This window comes from Gordonia sp. PP30, assembly GCF_023100845.1.
In the GTDB taxonomy this organism is placed as follows: Bacteria; Actinomycetota; Actinomycetes; order Mycobacteriales; family Mycobacteriaceae; genus Gordonia.
Genome location: NZ_CP095864.1, coordinates 1,195,321 through 1,213,065 on the forward strand (window position 1 = coordinate 1,195,321; position 17,745 = coordinate 1,213,065).

Consider the following 17,745-nt stretch of genomic DNA (forward strand, 5'->3'; position numbering starts at 1 on the left):
ACGTCGGCCCCGGGTCGTTACCCGAGGACCACCAGCCACACCGCGATGTAGTGCAGCAGCGCGGCGATCGCGGTGCAGGTGTGGAACACCTCGTGGTGACCGAAAGTGCCCGGCCACGGCTCCGGCCAGCGAAGGGCGAACAGGATGCCGCCGAGGCTGTAGAAGACGCCGCCGACGGCCAGCAGCACGAAGACCGCGACCCCGGTGTTGCGCAGGAGGTCGGGGGCCACCCAGACGATCACCCAGCCGAGCACGATGTAGAGGATCACCCCGAGCCAGCGCGGCGAACCCGGCCACAGGACTTTGAGCAGCACTCCGCCGAGCGCGCCGGCCCAGACGATGCCGAGCACCCACCACCGTTCCGGGCTGTCCAGTCCCATCATGCAGAACGGCGTGTAGGTGGCCGCGATGAAGATGAAGATCATCGAGTGATCCGCGCGTTTCATCGCGATCCGCGCGCGGGGCGAGACCCAATTGATCCGGTGATAGACGGTGCTGGTGGTGAAGAGCCCGGTGATCCCGAGGACGTAGATGCAGACCGCTGCCACGTCGACGGCGCTGCGATGCATGGCGGTGCCCACGATCAGGAGGATGCCCACCGAGGCCGCGATGAACGCCGAGTATTTGTGGATGACGCCGCGCAGCCGGGGCTTGACGGCTTCGACGGCGTTCGAGATCAGGTCTGCCATAGAACCTACGGTAGCGTAAGTTCCGCTTCGGTAACTTCTCTCCCGCGTAAGCTCTTGCGTGTGAAACTGATCCCAGATCGTGTGCGGGGCGGGCTCTACCACGTCTACGAGACGCGGCTGGTCCAGCTCATGGAACCCGAATCGGTGCCGCGGCATGTCGCGATCATCTGCGACGGGAACCGCCGCTGGGCGCGCGAGGCCGGCTTCGAAGACGTCGCGCACGGCCACCGGGTCGGTGCCAAGCGGATCGCCGACATGGTCGGATGGTGCTCCGAACTCGGCATCGGTACCGTGACGGTGTACCTGCTGTCCACCGAGAATCTGGCCCGCGAGTCCGACGAGCTCGACGCGCTGATGCAGATCGTGCCCGACGTGGTCGACGAGATCGCCGATGCCCCCGGCGACTGGCGGGTGCGCATCGTCGGCAACCTCGACGTCCTGCCCGGCGACGTCGCCCAGCGCCTGCGCGATGCTTCGGCGCGCACCGACGGCCGCACCGGGATGAACGTCAACGTCGCCGTCGGCTACGGCGGCAGGCAGGAGATCGTCGATGCCGTGCGGGCCCTGCTGCGGGAGAAGCTCGCGGCCGGCGCCACCGCCGAGGAATTGATCGACGCCGTGTCGGTGGAGGGGATCGACGCGAACCTCTACACCAGCGGCCAGCCCGACCCGGACCTGGTGATCCGGACCTCGGGGGAGCAGCGGCTCTCCGGCTTCCTGCTGTGGCAGAGCGCGTATTCGGAGATGTGGTTCACCGATGCCTACTGGCCCGAGTTCCGGCGGGTGGACTTCCTGCGGGCGTTGCGCGACTTCGCCGCCCGCGGCCGGCGGTACGGCAAGTAATGGGTGCCACCCCGGCGATCACCGCGCTGGAGAAGGCCGGTGTCGAGCATGCGGTGCACAGCTACGCGCACGAGAAGACCAGCACCGACTACGGCGCCGAGGCCGTCGCGATCATGGGGGAGCGGATCGGCGCGGCGCCCGGGCAGATCTTCAAGACGCTGGTGGTGGACCTCGGCGACCGCCGGCTCGGGGTCGCGGTTCTTCCGGTCCCGCAGCAGCTCTCGCTCAAGGCCGCGGCGCGGGCCTTCGGGGTGTCCAAGGCGGTGATGGCACAGGCGGCGGCGGTCACCCGGGCCACCGGATACGTCCTGGGCGGGGTCTCGCCGATCGGTCAGAAGACGCCGCTGCCCGTCGTCGTCGATGCGTCGGCGCGCGAGTGGGACGCCGTGCTGGTCAGCGCGGGCCGGCGTGGGCTGGAGATCGAACTGGCACCGGCCGATCTGATCGAGGTCACCGGTGCGATGGTCGCCCCGATCGCGGTGGGCTGATCGGTCAGAACTCGTCGGGTGCGTCGTCGTGGGACCGGGCGGCGACGCGCTTCGCGCGCCACCAGCCGAGGAACATCGCTGTGCCCGCGCCGATCACGCCGCCGACCACCGCGCCGGAGGCTGAGCCGTCGTTCGGCAGCCAGTGTGTGGTGGCCGCGACGCACATCGAGATCGCGCAGGCGCCGAAGTAGAAGCCGGTCGTGACGACCCGTGCGAGCGAGCCGCCGGCGTACGCGAGCGTGTTGGCGTCGACATCGCGCGCCCGCGTGTATCGCTGCCATTCCATCGCCGGGAGCAGGAAGGCTACGAACAGGACCACGATGACCCACCCCGGGACGAACCACGCGACGACGGCGCCGGTGGTCCACAGGAGGAACTGGGTGAGTAGGAAGACGTAGGCGTAGCCCTCGAGCATCACGGTGCGTTCGCGTTCGTCGCCCCAGGAGTGGGCGGCCGGGGCCAGTAGCAGGTCGGGCAGGGTGCGGGCGGTCATGTCAATTCTCCTCCGGGAGTGGGAACAGCTCTTCGACGGTGCTGCCGAGGGTCCGGGCGATCCGGAGCGCGAGATACACCGAGGGCGAATAGTCGCCGCGTTCCAGCGAGACGATCGTCTGCCGGCTCACCCCGACGGCCGTGGCGAGGTCGGCCTGGCGCAGTCCGGCGCGGGTGCGGGCCGCGCGGACGTCGGTGAGGGTCTTCTCGGGCACGACATAAGTAAAGGACTCTTGACATGACAATGTCAAGAGTCCTTTACGTCACGACTTTCCGTCGCCGCCTGGGTAGGGTCGTTCCATGGGAATGTTCGACGTCTTCACCGGTTCCAAGTCCGCGCCGAAGGGAGTGGCCCGCCAGCCGTTGCCGGTCGTCCGGCAGGCGCTGCTGAACTTGAATCGGCCGACCGCGCCATGGGGCGTGCGTGACGGCTCCGCCGTGGGTGTCGACCTGGTCGCCGAGTGGAAGATCGTCGACGCGCGCTGGTACGAGGTCTTCGGCAAGGCCGGACTGGAGAAGGTGTTCCGCACCCTGATGAGATTCGACGACGCCGCCGGGGATTTCCGTGCCGTTGATCAGGAGTGGTCGGTGCAGTGGCAGGCCGGTGTGCCGCGGCTCTCGCTGGCCGCCGAGGCATTCCGCGGGCCGAAGAAGGAGATCAGCTTCGGCACGGCCGCCGCCTTCCGGGAGGAGGACCGTCGGCTCGGCGTCGTATACGACTACTCGTTCTCGACCGGCGAGATCAAGAAGCCGCTACAGGAGGCGGCCCTGGCGAACGGCTGGGGCTGGCGGGGCGTGGCGTTCGGCAAACTCTGATCGGGCCGGAGCTCAGAGCTTGCGCAGCCGCACCCGGTTGATCGAGTGGTCGCGGTCCTTGCGGAGCACCAGTGTGGCCCGCGGCCGGGTGGGCAGGATGTTCTCGATCAGGTTCGGCCGGTTGATCGACGTCCAGATGTCGCGCGCCGCGATCGTCGCCTGCTCGTCGGTCAGCGACGAGTAGTAGTGGAAATGCGACTCCGGATCGGTGAACGACGTGGTGCGCATCGTCAGGAATCGGGAGATGTACCACTCCTCGATGTCGGCGAGCTTCGCGTCGACGTAGACGGAGAAGTCGAACAGGTCCGAGACGGTCAGGGTGGGTCCGGTCTGCAGGACGTTCAGGCCCTCGACGATCAGGATGTCGGGCTGATTCACCGTGTGGAACACCCCGGGCACGATGTCGTACGAGACGTGCGAGTACACCGGTGCCCGCACCGACTCGGTGCCCGACTTGACCTCGGTGACGAACCGCAGCAGCGCGCGCCGGTCGTACGACTCGGGGAAGCCCTTGCGGTGCATGATCCCGCGGCGCTGCAGTTCGGCGGTCGGATACAGGAAGCCGTCGGTGGTCACCAGGTCGACCTTCGGGTGGGTCTCCCAGCGCGACAGCAGTTTCGCCAGCACACGGGCGGTGGTCGACTTGCCGACCGCGACGCTGCCCGCGATGCCGATGACGAAGGGCACCTGGCGGTTGCGCTGGCGTTCGCCGAGGAAGGTCGACGTCGCCGCGAACAGCCGTTGCCGGGCCTCGACCTGCAGGTGGATCAGCCGCGAGAGGGGCAGATAGACCTCGGCCACCTCGTTGAGGTCGATCTGTTCGCCCAGACCGACCAGCTGCTCGAGCTCGCGTTCATCGAGCACCATCGGCATCGACTGCCGGAGTTCGCGCCACTGCCGCCGGTCCAGTTCGAGATAGAGACCGGGGTCGCGATCGCTGGATAGGCGCGCCATGGCAGGGACACTACAGGCCGGGGGTGCGGCCGGTAGCGTGGGCCGACATGAGCACCGACGCTGCCCACGCACTGGTCGACGACTACCTGCGGCTCGGGCTGGCCTTCGACCGGATCGAGCCGGGCTTCGTCGATGCGTACACCGGCGACCCCGCGTTGCGGGCCGAGGCCGACAACGCTCCGGCGCCCGATCCGGCCGAACTGGCCCGCCGTGCCCGGGACCTGTCGCGCGCATTGCCGGGCGCCCTCCCGGCCGATCGCGCCGCGTTCATCGGCTCGCACCTGACGGCGCTCGAATGCTCGGCGCGCAGGTTCGCCGGGGAACGGATCGGCTTCGTCGACGAGGTCAAGGCCTACTTCGACGTCGACATCACGCCCGCCGACCCGGACGGGTACGCGCAGGCGCACGCGGCGATCGCCGACGCGCTCGGCGTCCCGGGGGCCACCGGCGACCGGCTGCGCGAGGCCTACGCCGCGCATCGGCGCAGCGAGGAGATCCCGCCGCACCTGGTCCAGCCGCTGGTCGACGAGTTCGCCGGTGCCCTCCGCGAGGTGGTGCGCGGGCGGTATCCGCTTCCGCCGAGCGAGGCGGTCGAGTTCGAGATCGTCTCCGACAAGCCGTGGTCGGGCTTCAACTACTACCTCGGGGACTACCGGTCGAAGGTCGCCATCAACACCGATCTGCCGCAATACCTGTCGGTGCTGCCCGGACTCGTCGCCCACGAGGCCTACCCCGGGCATCACACCGAACACTGCCGCAAGGAGCAGTTCCTGGTCGGTGAGCGCGGCGAGGCGGAGCAGATGATCTTCCTGGTCAACACGCCGCAGTGTCTGATGGCCGAGGGGCTGGCCGACCACGCGCTGGCGGCCGCGAAGGGGAACGACTGGCAAACGTGGGCGGCGGAGATCTACGCCGATTTCGGGCTGCGCTTCGACGCCGAGAAGGCCCGCGCGCTCTCCGCGGCGACGGCCGGCCTGCTGCACGTCCGCCAGGATGCGGCGCTGGCCCTGCACGACGCACACACCGACCCCGACGACGTCGCCGAGTTCCTACAGCGGTGGCTGCTGGCGCCCCCGGAACGCGCCCGGCAGATGCTGCGCTTCCTCACCTCGCCGCTGTGGCGGGCCTACATCTCCACGTACGTCGAGGGCTACGAGCTGCTCGGCCGCTGGCTCGACGCCGGTGAGGCGGCCGGGGATCGCCGGATCGACCGTTTCGGCCGCCTGCTGGACGAGCCGCTGACCCCGGCCCGGCTGCGGGCCGAGCTGGCCGCCTAAAATGGCGCGCATGACCCTGTTTACGCAGTCCCTGGCCGAGCTCGACCCGGACCTCGCCGCCGCGATGAACGGCGAACTCGCGCGGCAGCGCGACACCCTCGAGATGATCGCCTCGGAGAACTTCGTGCCGCGGTCCGTGCTGCAGGCGCAGGGCAGCGTGCTGACCAACAAGTACGCCGAGGGCTACCCGGGCCGCCGCTACTACGGCGGCTGCGAGTACGTCGACGTCGTCGAGGACATCGCGCGCGACCGGGCGAAGGCGCTGTTCGGGGCCGATTTCGCCAACGTGCAGCCGCACTCGGGTGCGCAGGCCAACGCGGCGGTGCTGATGTCGCTGATGGAGCCGGGTGAGACCCTCCTCGGCCTGGACCTGGCGCACGGCGGTCACCTGACGCACGGCATGCGGCTCAACTTCTCCGGCAAGCTGTACGAGAACGCCTTCTACGGGGTCAGTAAGGAAGACCACCGCATCGACATGGACGAGGTGCGCAAGATCGCCCTCGACACCAAGCCGAAGGTGATCGTCGCCGGCTGGTCGGCCTACCCGCGCACCCTCGACTTCAAGGCCTTCCGGGAGATCGCCGACGAGGTCGGTGCGTACCTATGGGTCGACATGGCGCACTTCGCCGGTCTGGTGGCCGCCGGTCTGCACCCGAATCCCGTCGAGTACGCCGACGTCGTCTCGACCACCGTCCACAAGACCCTCGGCGGCCCGCGCTCGGGCCTGATCCTGGCGAAGCAGGAGTGGGCCAAGAAGCTGAACTCGTCGGTCTTCCCCGGCCAGCAGGGCGGCCCGCTGATGCATGTGATCGCCGCCAAGGCCGCCGCGCTGAAGATCGCCGCGAGCGAGGAGTTCGCCGAGCGCCAGCGCCGCACCGTCGCCGGCGCGCAGGCGCTGGCCGAGCGCCTGACCGCGAAGGACGTCGCCGACGCCGGCATCACCCCGCTGACCGGCGGCACCGACGTGCACCTGGTGCTGGTCGATCTGCGCAACTCCGACCTCGACGGTCAGCAGGGCGAGGATCTGCTCCACGAGATCGGCATCACCGTCAACCGCAACGCCGTCCCGTTCGACCCGCGCCCGCCGATGACCCCGTCCGGCCTGCGCATCGGCACCCCGGCGCTGGCCACCCGCGGATTCGGAGAGACCGAGTTCGCCGAGGTGGCCGACATCATCGCCACCGCACTCGCGGCGGGCAAGAACGCCGATGTGGTCGCCCTGCGCTCGCGGGTCGCCAAACTGTCCCTCGACGTCCCCCTGTACGAGGGACTCGAGGACTGGGGAATGATGAGCGGACGCTGACCGTCGATTAAGGTGGACCCCGTGGCTGTACTGGACGACGAAGAACTGATCAATGCGCTCGAGAAGGCGCTCCCGGAGATCGCCGAGGAGCACCAGCTCGGTGCGGCTGCCTGGGAGCCCCACGACTGGGTGCCGTGGAGCCGGGGCCGCAACTTCCGCTTCCTCGGCGGCGAGGACTTCGAGCCCGACCAGGCGAGCCTCGATCCGGCGACCGCCGCGCCGCTGCTGGCGCTGCTGCTGACCAAGGACAACCTGCCGTCGTTCCACCGCGTGCTGGCCATCCATTTCCCGGCGTTCTCCGACTGGCGCCAGCTGGTCGGCGTCTGGACCGCCGAGGACAACCGGCACGCCATCGCGCTGCGCGACTACCTGGTCGTGACGCGCGCCATGGATCCGGTGGACGCCGAGAACCGGCGCCGCATCCACGTCGTCGCCGGATGGAAGCAGAACCCGGAGGCCGTCGCCCAGGTCGGCCCGATGAACGCGCTCGCTCTGCTGGCCGTGCACGAGAACCAGTGCGTCCAGTTCATCGGCCGGCTCGCCGAGCGCGCCGAGGACCCGCAGCTGGTGACGATCCTGGAGAAGATCGCCGTCGATGATGCCGTGCAGGCGTCCACCTTCCAGGCGTTCCTGATGGCCGGCATGGTCGCCGACCAGGAGGCAACCGTGCTGGCCGTCGACAAGGCGCTCGCGGAGATCGAGCACATCGGCTCCGACGTCGCCGACTACGACGCCCAGCGCGCGCTGTTCGCCGACTTCGAGACCGAGCAGACCGATGCGGCGATCGCCGCGAAGCTGGTCGATGAGCTCAAGCTCGACAGCGTGCAGGAACTCAGCGAGACCGCGGAGGCCGCGCGCCGGCGCATCCTGGCGCTCGCCGCGAAGGCCTGATCGCCCGGCGGTTCCGCCGAAGGGAACATTTCCGAAACCCATGCCCGTCCAACGGGCATGGGTTTCGTCATTCTCATCTTCCTCATCCTCGTGCCGCTGTTGCTCTGGGCGATCTTCGATCCCAAGGGGGCGTGGCGCGCGTCGGAGGCGTGGAAGTACAAGAATCCCGAGGCCAACGAGCCGATCGACGCGGCGTACGCGCTGTCCCGCCTCGGCGGTGTGTTGACGTTGGTGAGGCTCATACTCGGCGGGATCATGCTGTACACGGCGAGCCGCCACTCCGGAGAGCCCGAGCGGTCGCGGTCGGGAACCTCGGTGACCCTGACGTCCGCCGACCCGTCCCCGCGCCAGGAGGATCTCGGTCCCGGGACGATCGTCGGCTATCGCTACCCGAGCGAGTTGACGTTGCAGTTCGTCGTTCTCGAAGGCGACGCGCCCTATCTGGCGAGCTGTACCACCGGGGTGGGCGTCTACGAGCACACCAACGCGATCGTGGTTCAGGTGACGCGCTCGGTCATCGACTTCTCGGTCCACTGGTCCGATGACCCGGCGGAGCCGCGTGCGCTGAGGCCCATGTGCGACGACGAGAAGCCCTCGGCCGTCACCCGTGAATTGCAGCGTCCCCTCGGTGGCCGGCCGTTCCTGACCGCGGCACCGATGGTCGACCCGGCCACGGTCGGCCTGGCTTACGCGCGCAGGCCCGCGCAGCCGCTCGAAGAGGTCGCCAAGCCCGGTGTGAAGCAACCGCTGCGGCCGGTCAGGATCGATCCCTCGTGGACGACGGTGCCGCTGCTGGCGCCCGCACCGGCGGCATAGTCCCGTTACACGACGTTCACCGACACGCTGCCCGGTGCTCCCTGGCCGTCACCTGCGCCGGGCGTAGCGTCAGCGGTGACGGGCCGTGGGGAAGCGGTTCGTCCGGGAGGTTCGATTCGTGAACGACCTTTGGGTCACGAGGGAGCCGGCCCCGGCTCTCGTCGAGCCTGCCGGCCACTAGATCTCGCCCGCGCGGGAGCCGCACGGGAACCGGGAGTCCGCCGTGACCGCACGCACCTACGTCCTCGACACCTCCGTCCTGCTCTCCGATCCGTGGGCGGTGACCCGCTTCGACGAGCACGACGTCGTCCTCCCGCTGGTGGTGATCAGCGAACTCGAGGGTAAACGCCATCACAGCGAACTCGGCTGGTTCGCGCGCACCGCGCTGCGGCTGCTCGATGATCTGCGGATCGAGCACGGGCGCCTCGATCAGCCGCTGCCGGTGGGGGACTGCGGCGGGTCGTTGCAGGTGGAGCTGAACCACACCGATCCGTCGGTGCTGCCGGCCGGTTTCCGGAACGACTCGAACGACTCGCGGATCCTGGCGTGCGCACTCAACCTGCGCGCCGAGGGCCGCGAGGTGGTACTGGTCACCAAGGACACGCCGCTGCGGGTGAAGGCGGGCGCCGTCGGCCTGGCCGCCGACGAGTACCACGCGCAGGACGTCGTCGTCTCGGGCTGGACCGGGATGGACGAGCTCGACGTGCTCGACTCCGATGTCGACGACCTGTTCGACGAGGGGATCATCGACCTGGACGGTGGCCGTGACCTGCCCTGCCACACCGGCGTCAAGCTGGTCGGCGCGACATCGTCGGCGCTCGGCCGCGTCACCGAGACCAAGCAGGTCCAGCTGGTCCGCGGCGACCGGGAGGCGTTCGGGCTGCGTGGCCGGTCCGCCGAGCAGCGCGTCGCGCTGGACCTGCTGCTCGACGAGTCGGTCGGCATCGTGTCGCTCGGCGGCAAGGCCGGCACCGGGAAGTCGGCGCTCGCGCTGTGCGCCGGGCTCGAGGCGGTGCTGGAGCGGCGCACCCAGCGCAAGGTGGTCGTCTTCCGGCCGCTCTACGCGGTCGGCGGCCAGCAACTCGGCTACCTGCCCGGTGGCGCCGACGAGAAGATGGGCCCGTGGGCGCAGGCCGTCTTCGACACCCTCGAGGGGCTGGTGTCCACGGAGGTGATCGACGAGGTGCTCTCCCGCGGCATGCTGGAAGTCCTGCCGCTGACCCACATCCGCGGGCGCTCCCTGCACGACTCGTTCGTGATCGTCGACGAGGCGCAATCCCTGGAACGCAATGTGCTGCTGACCGTGCTGTCCCGGCTGGGCGCCGGGTCCCGCGTGGTCCTCACGCACGACGTGGCCCAGCGCGACAACCTGCGGGTCGGGCGGCACGACGGGGTGGCCGCCGTGATCGAGAAGCTGAGGGGCCACCCGCTGTTCGCGCACGTGACGCTCACGCGCAGCGAGCGCTCGCCGATCGCGGCGCTGGTGACCGACATGCTGGAGGAGTTCGCGCCCGGACAGGGCTGACGGCGCGGGCGCCGTCGCCCGGACGGTGAATGGTGGATCGCCAGTCGGGTCTGCTGTTCTGTCGCTGAGCAACCACAGAACAGCAGGCCGGTCGTCCGATCGGGTGCGACCGTCAGTCGGCGCGTCCTCGGCGCAGGATCGAGACGGCCCAGTCCGATTCCGGGGTCCACGGACGGATGTCCCAGGACGCCAGGCGGAGATCGAGGCGGAGTCCGGCTTCGGCCACGGCCGTGTCGAACACGTCGAGGGTCAGGTGGCGGTCGGTGTGGAAGCCGACCACCAACGGCGCGTCGTCTTTGAGGTGCGCGCCGAGGCGCCGCAGCACCTGAGCCTCGGTGCCGGGCGCCACGAAGATCAGGACGTTGCCCGCACAGACGATGGCATCGAACTTCTCGGGGACACCGCGGGCGGGGAGGTCGAGCCGGGCGAGGTCGTCGACCAGCCAGGTCGGTCCGGGGTGGTCCTCCTCGGCCGCGGCGATCAGGACCGGGTCGACGTCGACGCCGACCACATCGTGTCCCGCCGCGTACAGGTGGGCGCCGACGCGGCCCGGCCCGCAGCCGGCGTCCAGGACGCGTGAGTGCCGGGGGACCATCGCGTCGAGGAAGCGCGCCTCTCCGGCCAGGTCGTCGCCGTCGGCCGCCATCTTGCGGAAACGGTCGACGTACCACTGGCTGTGGCCGGGCTTGGTGTCGGTGATCCAGCGGGGTTGCGGCGTCGTCATGGCTCCACGGTAGTGCGTCTTCGCCGGGTTGCGGTCCGGTGACGATGATCTCCCAGGGTGGCACGGGGCCGGATTCCTTGGCACACTGGGGTGGTGCTGAAGTTGCTGATGAGTCGTATGTGGCAGTTGGGACTACTCGGGATGGCCGTAGTGGTCGCCCTCGTCGTCGCGCCCGGAACGGCCAATGCCGCGCCGACGGCGCCCGCGGCGCCGGCGACCCCGGACGTGCAGACGATGATCGAGAACCTGCTCAAGTCGTTCCTGCCCGGTGCCGGTAGCCCGACCACACCGGCCGGGGACACCAGCCAGATGATCGTCGTGTCGGTGCCGGAGGCGTCGGCCACCAAGGGCACGCTGACGGCGTTCGAGAAGAACGCGAACGGTCAGTGGGAGCCGGTGATCGGTCCGGTCGACGCGTACGTCGGTGACAAGGGCATCGGTGCGCCGGAGGACAACGTCCACCGCACCCCCGAGGGCACCTTCACGCTGGGCCAGGCCTTCGGCCGCCAGGACAATCCGGGCACCAAGATGCCGTACAAGAAGGTCGACGACCAGGACTGGTGGGACGCGAACATGAAGTCGCCCACCTACAACCGGATGGTCCGCCAGTCGCAGAGCCCGGGCGCGGACAGCGAGAACCTGTACGACATGGGCCCGGCCTACGACTACGCCGTGCAGATCGTGCACAACCCGACCAACACGCCGGGCAAGGCGTCGGCGATCTTCCTGCACGTCGGCAGCGAGCCCACCTGGGGTTGCGTCGCCATCGACAAGGAGTCGATGGTCAAGATCCTCAAGTGGCTCGACCCGGCCAAGAACCCGAAGATCGCGATCGGCGTCAACGAGAAGACCCCGACCGATCCGGCCACCGCGCCGTCGCTCAACGACCAGTCCGGCTCACCGCTGACCGGGGACGCCCTGACCGGCGTGCTGAGCCAGTTCACCAGCGTGATCCCGCAGCTTCTCGGGTCGGCGACCGGTTCGTAGCCGCCGATCGTTCCCGCCCGGGGCCGTGTGCAGTTCAGTCTGCGCGCGGCCCCGGTGCGCATCGTGGGAGCGCGGGGGTGGTGCCGCCGGCCGCGGGACAGTAGGGGCGGCCCCGGCGAGCGGCGTGCGGGGAACGGTTGGGGAGAAGCGCGACGGACTTCGCCCACGCCGGCCGGCGCAGACCAGCATGCGAAGGCAGGACTCCGGGGGAAGACGTCTCGGGGCCTGTCTGCATCCGGTCAGCGCGTCGCCCCAACCAACACGGTGTTCGGAGCACGTCGGCTGCCGGTACCCGCCGGTTGAGCCGGAACGGAGCGTTAGCGGAGTTCCGTGTCGAAACCCTGCGAGATGTGCTGGGGCGCTGCGCTTTCCGACCCCGGCACCGGCGGGGTTTCGACACGGCTCCTCGGATCCGTCCTGCGCTGGTCACCGGCTCAACCAGCGGCAAGTGCACACGCAGGGGCTCTTCAGCAGTCTTCTGGGGGCCTGTCCGTGCCCGAGCGTTTCGCTCTCCCGGCCTAACTGTGACGTAGCTTCGCATGTCGAGAGTCGCGTACGCGGTGGTGCGCCGAGGGATCAGGGCGTTCGATCCCGTCGGTGACCTTGACGTCACAGTACGGTCGATCCGTCGCCGTGCGGCCTGGGGATCGGCGGTCGGGTGAAGCACGATCCGGGTGTGCATCCCGGCGCGGTCAGCCGCGCTGAGAGTCGGGGTACAGGCCGTAGAAGTACGCCGAGCCGTTGTGCGTGAAGCAGACGGAGGTGGTGAGCGGCCAGTTGCCGCGGTCCTGGTCGCACGTCCATGTCGAGGAATACGGACCCTTGAGTATCCAGGATGTGTCCGCGGAATGCGCGTCGGTGGGTGGCCCCGGCATCGGTCGGGTCGGCGGTGGGGTGTACTCCCGAGTGGTCGGTTCGGGTGTGGTGATCGAGGGTTCCGGGTAATAGGTGACGTTCGGGACGTCGTTGTCGCTGGTGGGTCCGGGGTCGTAGGTGGTCCCGGGGTAGGTGCCGGTCGTCTGGTCTGTGGTGGTCGCCGACCGAGTCGCTGCGGAGTGGTTCGACACGTGCACGAAGGCCGCATGCGCTCCCAAGAGAGCGAGGGCGAGGACAACGGCGGCGCCTGTGATCCACAGACCGGCCTTGGATTGGTGCCTCGCTCCCGGTGATGCCGGGGGCGTCGCGGTGTGGGCCGCCGCCGGGGCGTTCGATGCCGCGGTCTTCGGCGGAGTGGACGCCGACCGGACGGTCGGCGCGCTGATGGTCGTCGTGAGCGGTGTGATCGGGGCACCGGGCACCACGTCGCGCAGCGCGCTGATCCACACCGCCGCCGACGGGCGGTTGTCCGGAGTATCCGTCAGGCTCCGGATCAGCAGCGGCCGCAGGACCGCGAGCTCGCTTGGGAGCGCCGACGGGCTGGTGGTGTGCTGATCGCCGGCGAGGAGGCGTAGGACCAACAGGCCGAACTTGTAGCGGTCGCCGGCCGTGGTGCCGGTGGGTTCGCCGTTCGGGAGGTGCCAGCCGGGCGTTTCCGCCTGCGGCAGGACGCAGAGTCCGGGCCGGGTGATCGCGTCGCAGTCGAGGACGAAGATCTCGCCGCTGTCCGGGTCGAACAGGAGATTTCTGGGGGAGAGGTCACCGAGGGCGAAGCCTGCGTTGTGCAGCCCGCGGAGCGCGGTCGCGACGGAGACCAGCACCTCGATCTGGGTGCGGCGGCTGATCTGGAATCCGAGGCGCGCGACGAAGCCGGGCTCGTTGAGGAGGTGCTGAATCTCGTTGAGACGGCGGGCCCCGGCCGGGCCCCGCGGGCGTTCCGAGGTGAAGTCGTACGGGGCGGCGGGCATGACGAAGCCGACCGTGGTGCCGCCGGAGGTCACCGGCGCGATCGGCCAGGCGAAGGTCGCCAGTAGAGCCGCGCGGTCGGCGGCGCCGGTCTCGGACAGGTACGCGATCAGCGCGTCGAGGGCGGCCGGATCGAGCTCGGAGCGAGCCGCCGCGCTGTACTCCTTGTAGACCAGCGCCCGGGCCCCGTAGGTGGCGGCAACCCGGTAGACCTTGCCCTGTCCGCCTCCGCCGATCGGCGGTTCGACACGGCCGATGCGGTCACGATCGAGCGGGGTGCCGCTGGGGATGCTGTCTGTCATGTGTCCGGATTCGTCGGGGGTTCAGGCGGGCCGAGGACGGCGTCTCATCCGGTGAGCGCCACGACCAGAATGACGATGGCCACGGCGAGGCCGACACCGATCCCGGCGAGAGCGATCGTTCTCGAGGTCTGGATACAGCGGTGTGCTGCTGCGTCGTCCCCGGTCGCGAGGTAGCGCTGGGCCTGGCGGGCGTCGATCAGCGACCAGACCCCGGCGGGCAGGAAGCACAGGCAGGCGAGGATCGGCAGGAACAGATGCGACCCTCCAACTGGAATGGTGCGCTGAACGGCGGTCGGCGCGGAACGCGGTGCCGGTGCGGCGGGTGCCAGCAGAGTCGGGGTGTAGTCCATCGGTCGGGCGACGACACCGGGCGCAGTGGTTCGGGGAAGCGACGCGCGCCGGCGCGTGCTGGTCGTTGATGCGCTGCCGGGTGTCCGCCAACCTCCGGCGGGCTCCACCGGTCGTACGGGACCGCCCACGGATGCCTCCCCCTTCCTTGCACTTCCGGCAATCGCCGGATTCACGTCCGTCGTCAGCATAGCGAAGCTGAGCACACTATGGTGTGTATGGCATGGCGGGCAACGCCGCCTCGGACTGGGGAGAAGCAAATGACCGAATCGCTGGGGACGGTTCTGCCGTTCTATCTCGTCGCCGACGAGAGCGGGTCGATGGATCCGCACATGAACGGCCTGAACACGGCACTCGACGACCTGCTGGGTGCGCTGCACGAGCAGTCGTTCGCCACCTCGAAGGTGCGGCTGGCGATCTTGGGCTTCAACAACCAGGCGCGGGTCTATCTGCCGCCCACCGATCTGCGGGAGGTCACGCACCTTCCGTCGCTGGCGGCGGAAGCGACCACCGAGTACGCCTCCGCATTCGATCTGCTGACCGCGCAGATCCCGTACGATGTCCAGCAGCTGAAAGCGCAGGGCTTCTCGGTGACGCGCCCCGCCGTCTACTTCCTCACCGACGGATTGCCGACCGACGACGGCCGCTGGCAGCCCGCCCGCGAACGACTGCTCTCGATCCGGGAACGGCCCAACCTGCTGGCGTTCGGCATGGGTGACGCCGACGCCGATGTGGTCCGCGCGGTGGCCACCGAGCCGAAGTACGCGTTCCTGGTTCGTGACGGGGTGAGCGTGGCCGACGCGCTGGTGGAGTTCTTCAGTTCGCTGACGCAGTCGATCATCCAGTCCGGACAGAACGTCGCCGCCGGACAGAACAAGCTGGAGATCGAGAGACCGGCGAACTTCATCTCGCTCGACATGGACGTGCTGTAGGCGATGGACAGGCCGTCGTGGCTCGGCGGAGGCAAGGAGCCGACCCAGCCGGTGCCGCATATCCCGGATTCGCCGCCGGCGCTCGCCTACGAGAATGCGCCACCGATACCAGAACCGGTTTTCGACGCGGCGCTGATGGCCGGTGAGCTCGAGCGAGGCACCTCGCGGTTCGACTCACGCGAGCAGGTGATGGTGGGGGAACCGTCGCCCGTGGTGACGACGGTGCCGACGTCGGCGTCGTACCGGCGCACGCCCTACCGTGCCGACACCGTGATCGACGGATGGGATAACGACTCGATGGCGGTGCGCGGCACCACGATGCGAGGCCACCTGCACCGCTTCAACGGGGCGCCACGGCAAGACGAGATGGTGCTGGCCGAGGATTCCGGGCGGGTCGTGGTGTGCGTCGCGGACGGGGTGTCCGCGGCGCAGTACGCGCACGTGGGGGCGGCGGCGGTCTGCCGCTATGCCGCCGCGTGGCTGGACCAGAGCCGGTCGGTTCCCTTGTGGGACTTGGACTTCCGGAAGTTGCTCGAATATGCGAACTACGGGCTGGTGGCGACGGCGGCGCAGGCGCTCGGGCTGGTGGAGCCCGATCCCGCGGCAGCCGCGGACTTCGCGACCACACTGGTGGTCGCGGTGCTCGAGGCGGCTGACGGCGGTGCCGGTGAGCTGTGGGGCCGCACGATCAGCGTCGGCGACTCGGGGTGCTGGATCCTCGGCCGGGCGGGCTTCGTGCCGCTCGGTGCCGGGAAGGCCTCGGCGGACGGCCTGATCAGTCACGCGACCAGTGCGCTGCCGACGACGATCGGCGAGGTCGAGCCGGTGGACCTGACGCTGTGGCCGGGCGAGGCGCTGCTGGTCGGGACGGATGGTTTCGGCGATCCGCTGGGCACCGGGGAGGGCGTGGTCGGCGACTTCTTCCGGAGTGTGCTCGGAGACGGGCCGCCCGCCCTGATCCACCTCGCGCATGCGCTGGACTTCTCCCGGGAACGGTTCGACGACGACCGGACGCTCGTCGCCGTGTACCCGACGGCGGCTCCGTCGTGACCGGGCCGCAGAGTCCCAGCGAGCCGCCCGGCGGATGGCGGCCGGTGCCGGGCGCCGGCGGGCCCGCGCCCCGTCCGGCGACACCGCCGTCGAATGTGCCGGCGACGCCGAAGCGGGTACCCGGGAATCGGCGAACGGAGACGCCCGGACCTGAGTCGTCCGTACCCAACACCTCCCGGGCGCCCGCTGCGGTGGCGACGGCGATCATGGCGGTGATCGGGATTCTGGCGTTCGCGGCGCCGTGGGTGGTGGTGAAGGCGGACCAGACGTCGTTGTTCACCATTACGTTGTCGAGGCGCGCCGAGGGAGTGGCCATGCAGATGGGCGAGCTTTCCGGAAGCCCGGGCTGGGCGATCTCGCTCGCGGTGTTGCTCGCGATCGTCGCGATTCGTGCGTGGAATCGCCCTGGCGCGGACGACTCGGCGGGGGTGACCTCGGTCGGTGCGGTCGTCGTGCTGCTGGCTGTCCTGTTCACCTGGCTCGGCCGGGCGGTGTGGCTCAACACGAAGCACCTCCCAGACGGAGTCTCGATGCACATGGGCTGGGCCTACTACGTGTCGCTCGCGCTGACGGTGGCGCTGTTCGTGGTGCCGTCGATCGTCGCCGCGGCGACGGAGGGGTAGCGTGCGCGTGACCGATCGCGGTCTCGGTGCGTTGATCGTTGCCGGAATCGTGATCGTTGCCGCGACGGGTTGTTCGTTGTCCGGGCCCGCTACTCCCGATTCGTCGACGGTCCGGTCGACCATGGATCACTCGGTGACGACCAGCTCAACGCTCCCGGTACCGACCGGCGACGCCGCGTTCACCGCCTGGTGGGATCGGTGGACGCGGGATCCGTGCTCGGTGCTGACCGAGGAAGACCTCGCCGCGGTCGGCTTGTACGACACCGAGTGGCAGCGGTACCCGACCAGGTCGGTGGAATGGACGTGCGCCTGGCGCACCCAGGATGTCTTGGTGGCGGTCAGCGTCAGCCGGGGATTGCAGGCTCTGAACCGGCAGACACGGACACCCGCGTCGTCCGCACCGCAGTCGCACGTGTCGGAGACCCGATGGCACACCGAGCCCCACCCGATTTCCGGGCGCCGGGCCTATCTGCAGAGCGAGACCCTCAAGTCGCGCGGCATCGAGGAGACGTTCTGGATCGCGCTGATTCCGGTGGGCGGTGACAAAGCCCTCGCGGAGATCACGGCCGGTGTTTCCCCTCGCTGTCCCGACTGCCGCGCCATCGCGCTGAAGCTTGCGGCGATCCTGATCGATTCGGGGAGTATCGCTCCCTGATCTCCCGGTGTCGCAGCGGGGGCGGGGACTGTGGTGCCGGTCAGTGATGTTCGACTGTGGTGGGTGGACCGACGGGCCGCCGGCCGGCGCACCTGCGACATAACAGTCCGGGAATCGGTACGACAGCGCACTCGAAAGTAGGTTCTAGTGACCTGTTGTCTAAACATCACGGCGGGCGTATCCTGGGG

Annotated in this window: 20 protein-coding genes; 13 read left to right on the plus strand and 7 right to left on the minus strand. The window is 69.4% G+C overall.

The features are described 5' to 3' along the window. Window positions 1–17: 17 nt before the first annotated feature. Window positions 18–689: a PAQR family membrane homeostasis protein TrhA gene (gene trhA / locus MYK68_RS05495; RefSeq protein ID WP_247866764.1), complete on the minus strand. Its 672-nt coding sequence runs from the start codon at window positions 687–689 to the stop codon at window positions 18–20. 60 nt (window positions 690–749) lie between these two features. Between trhA and MYK68_RS05500 the strand changes: the two genes are divergently transcribed. Both MYK68_RS05500 and ybaK read left to right on the plus strand, forming a co-directional pair. Next, window positions 750–1,532: an isoprenyl transferase gene (locus MYK68_RS05500; protein ID WP_247866766.1), complete on the plus strand. Its 783-nt coding sequence runs from the start codon at window positions 750–752 to the stop codon at window positions 1,530–1,532. Next, complete coding sequence (ybaK, locus tag MYK68_RS05505; protein ID WP_247866767.1) at window positions 1,532–2,020, plus strand: Cys-tRNA(Pro) deacylase; 489 nt, start codon at window positions 1,532–1,534, stop codon at window positions 2,018–2,020. Before MYK68_RS05500 ends, ybaK begins: the two co-directional genes overlap by 1 nt. Window positions 2,021–2,024: 4 nt before the next feature. Here the strand turns inward: ybaK and MYK68_RS05510 are convergent, their stop codons facing one another. Together MYK68_RS05510 and MYK68_RS05515 are read right to left on the minus strand one after the other, a co-directional pair. Next, window positions 2,025–2,513, minus strand: coding sequence for a hypothetical protein (locus tag MYK68_RS05510; RefSeq protein WP_247866768.1), 489 nt, complete (start codon window positions 2,511–2,513; stop codon window positions 2,025–2,027). Between the two features lies 1 nt (window position 2,514). Continuing rightward, on the minus strand, window positions 2,515–2,727 hold the full coding sequence (locus MYK68_RS05515; protein WP_247866769.1) for a helix-turn-helix transcriptional regulator: 213 nt from the start codon (window positions 2,725–2,727) through the stop codon (window positions 2,515–2,517). Between the two features lie 85 nt (window positions 2,728–2,812). On the opposite strand from MYK68_RS05515, the gene MYK68_RS05520 reads away from it, so the two are divergent. Further along, entirely contained in the window at window positions 2,813–3,328 is a 516-nt protein-coding gene (locus tag MYK68_RS05520) for a hypothetical protein (RefSeq protein ID WP_247866770.1), read from the plus strand. 12 nt (window positions 3,329–3,340) lie between these two features. Here MYK68_RS05520 and coaA read toward each other — a convergent pair whose 3' ends face one another. Continuing rightward, window positions 3,341–4,282: a type I pantothenate kinase gene (gene coaA, locus MYK68_RS05525; RefSeq protein WP_247866771.1), complete on the minus strand. Its 942-nt coding sequence runs from the start codon at window positions 4,280–4,282 to the stop codon at window positions 3,341–3,343. 47 nt (window positions 4,283–4,329) lie between these two features. Between coaA and MYK68_RS05530 the strand changes: the two genes are divergently transcribed. From MYK68_RS05530 to phoH2, 5 genes are all read left to right on the plus strand, one after another. Further along, entirely contained in the window at window positions 4,330–5,559 is a 1,230-nt protein-coding gene (locus MYK68_RS05530; RefSeq protein ID WP_247866773.1) for a DUF885 domain-containing protein, read from the plus strand. 10 nt (window positions 5,560–5,569) lie between these two features. After that, on the plus strand, window positions 5,570–6,862 hold the full coding sequence (glyA, locus tag MYK68_RS05535; RefSeq protein ID WP_247866774.1) for a serine hydroxymethyltransferase: 1,293 nt from the start codon (window positions 5,570–5,572) through the stop codon (window positions 6,860–6,862). A gap of 21 nt (window positions 6,863–6,883) precedes the next feature. Further along, complete coding sequence (locus tag MYK68_RS05540) at window positions 6,884–7,753, plus strand: acyl-ACP desaturase (protein WP_247866775.1); 870 nt, start codon at window positions 6,884–6,886, stop codon at window positions 7,751–7,753. Between the two features lie 57 nt (window positions 7,754–7,810). Continuing rightward, complete coding sequence (locus tag MYK68_RS05545; RefSeq protein ID WP_247866776.1) at window positions 7,811–8,569, plus strand: DUF6199 family natural product biosynthesis protein; 759 nt, start codon at window positions 7,811–7,813, stop codon at window positions 8,567–8,569. Between the two features lie 223 nt (window positions 8,570–8,792). Continuing rightward, on the plus strand, window positions 8,793–10,094 hold the full coding sequence (gene phoH2, locus MYK68_RS05550; protein WP_247866779.1) for an RNA 5'-3' helicase PhoH2: 1,302 nt from the start codon (window positions 8,793–8,795) through the stop codon (window positions 10,092–10,094). Window positions 10,095–10,206: 112 nt separating this feature from the next. Here phoH2 and MYK68_RS05555 read toward each other — a convergent pair whose 3' ends face one another. After that, window positions 10,207–10,818 (minus strand): class I SAM-dependent methyltransferase, encoded by a 612-nt coding sequence (locus tag MYK68_RS05555; protein WP_247866781.1) that lies wholly within the window; start codon window positions 10,816–10,818, stop codon window positions 10,207–10,209. A 117-nt stretch (window positions 10,819–10,935) separates the two neighbouring features. On the opposite strand from MYK68_RS05555, the gene MYK68_RS05560 reads away from it, so the two are divergent. Further along, a complete protein-coding gene (locus tag MYK68_RS05560) occupies window positions 10,936–11,805 on the plus strand; it encodes a L,D-transpeptidase family protein (RefSeq protein WP_247867938.1) in 870 nt (289 codons plus the stop codon). Between the two features lie 692 nt (window positions 11,806–12,497). Here MYK68_RS05560 and MYK68_RS05565 read toward each other — a convergent pair. Both MYK68_RS05565 and MYK68_RS05570 read right to left on the minus strand, forming a co-directional pair. Then, window positions 12,498–13,949, minus strand: coding sequence for a hypothetical protein (locus MYK68_RS05565; protein ID WP_247866783.1), 1,452 nt, complete (start codon window positions 13,947–13,949; stop codon window positions 12,498–12,500). Window positions 13,950–13,993: 44 nt separating this feature from the next. Further along, complete coding sequence (locus tag MYK68_RS05570; protein WP_247866785.1) at window positions 13,994–14,299, minus strand: CD225/dispanin family protein; 306 nt, start codon at window positions 14,297–14,299, stop codon at window positions 13,994–13,996. A gap of 258 nt (window positions 14,300–14,557) precedes the next feature. Here MYK68_RS05570 and MYK68_RS05575 point away from each other — a divergent pair, with 258 nt between their 5' ends. The 4 genes from MYK68_RS05575 to MYK68_RS05590 all read left to right on the plus strand — a co-directional run bounded on the left by MYK68_RS05575 (window position 14,558) and on the right by MYK68_RS05590 (window position 17,557). Further along, entirely contained in the window at window positions 14,558–15,229 is a 672-nt protein-coding gene (locus MYK68_RS05575; protein WP_247866786.1) for a vWA domain-containing protein, read from the plus strand. A gap of 3 nt (window positions 15,230–15,232) precedes the next feature. Then, a complete protein-coding gene (locus MYK68_RS05580; RefSeq protein WP_247866788.1) occupies window positions 15,233–16,279 on the plus strand; it encodes a protein phosphatase 2C domain-containing protein in 1,047 nt (348 codons plus the stop codon). 206 nt (window positions 16,280–16,485) lie between these two features. Further along, window positions 16,486–16,902: a hypothetical protein gene (locus MYK68_RS05585; RefSeq protein WP_247866790.1), complete on the plus strand. Its 417-nt coding sequence runs from the start codon at window positions 16,486–16,488 to the stop codon at window positions 16,900–16,902. Between the two features lie 133 nt (window positions 16,903–17,035). Beyond that, window positions 17,036–17,557, plus strand: coding sequence for a DUF3558 domain-containing protein (locus tag MYK68_RS05590; protein WP_247866792.1), 522 nt, complete (start codon window positions 17,036–17,038; stop codon window positions 17,555–17,557). The last annotated feature ends 188 nt before the right edge of the window (window positions 17,558–17,745 follow it).

Bases quoted from the DNA above. Each gene is read 5' to 3' on its own strand.
- ybaK (WP_247866767.1), top strand. From the start codon at position 1,532: ATGGGTGCCACCCCGGCGATCACCGCGCTGGAGAAGGCCGGTGTCGAG.
- MYK68_RS05545 (WP_247866776.1), top strand. From the start codon at position 7,811: ATGGGTTTCGTCATTCTCATCTTCCTCATCCTCGTGCCGCTGTTGCTC.
- MYK68_RS05570 (WP_247866785.1), bottom strand. From the start codon at position 14,299: ATGGACTACACCCCGACTCTGCTGGCACCCGCCGCACCGGCACCGCGT.
- MYK68_RS05560 (WP_247867938.1), top strand. From the start codon at position 10,936: ATGTGGCAGTTGGGACTACTCGGGATGGCCGTAGTGGTCGCCCTCGTC.
- MYK68_RS05565 (WP_247866783.1), bottom strand. From the start codon at position 13,949: ATGACAGACAGCATCCCCAGCGGCACCCCGCTCGATCGTGACCGCATC.
- MYK68_RS05585 (WP_247866790.1), top strand. From the start codon at position 16,486: ATGGCGGTGATCGGGATTCTGGCGTTCGCGGCGCCGTGGGTGGTGGTG.
- MYK68_RS05555 (WP_247866781.1), bottom strand. From the start codon at position 10,818: ATGACGACGCCGCAACCCCGCTGGATCACCGACACCAAGCCCGGCCAC.
- coaA (WP_247866771.1), bottom strand. From the start codon at position 4,282: ATGGCGCGCCTATCCAGCGATCGCGACCCCGGTCTCTATCTCGAACTG.
- MYK68_RS05580 (WP_247866788.1), top strand. From the start codon at position 15,233: ATGGACAGGCCGTCGTGGCTCGGCGGAGGCAAGGAGCCGACCCAGCCG.
- MYK68_RS05520 (WP_247866770.1), top strand. From the start codon at position 2,813: ATGGGAATGTTCGACGTCTTCACCGGTTCCAAGTCCGCGCCGAAGGGA.
- MYK68_RS05530 (WP_247866773.1), top strand. From the start codon at position 4,330: ATGAGCACCGACGCTGCCCACGCACTGGTCGACGACTACCTGCGGCTC.
- trhA (WP_247866764.1), bottom strand. From the start codon at position 689: ATGGCAGACCTGATCTCGAACGCCGTCGAAGCCGTCAAGCCCCGGCTG.
- MYK68_RS05510 (WP_247866768.1), bottom strand. From the start codon at position 2,513: ATGACCGCCCGCACCCTGCCCGACCTGCTACTGGCCCCGGCCGCCCAC.
- glyA (WP_247866774.1), top strand. From the start codon at position 5,570: ATGACCCTGTTTACGCAGTCCCTGGCCGAGCTCGACCCGGACCTCGCC.
- MYK68_RS05575 (WP_247866786.1), top strand. From the start codon at position 14,558: ATGACCGAATCGCTGGGGACGGTTCTGCCGTTCTATCTCGTCGCCGAC.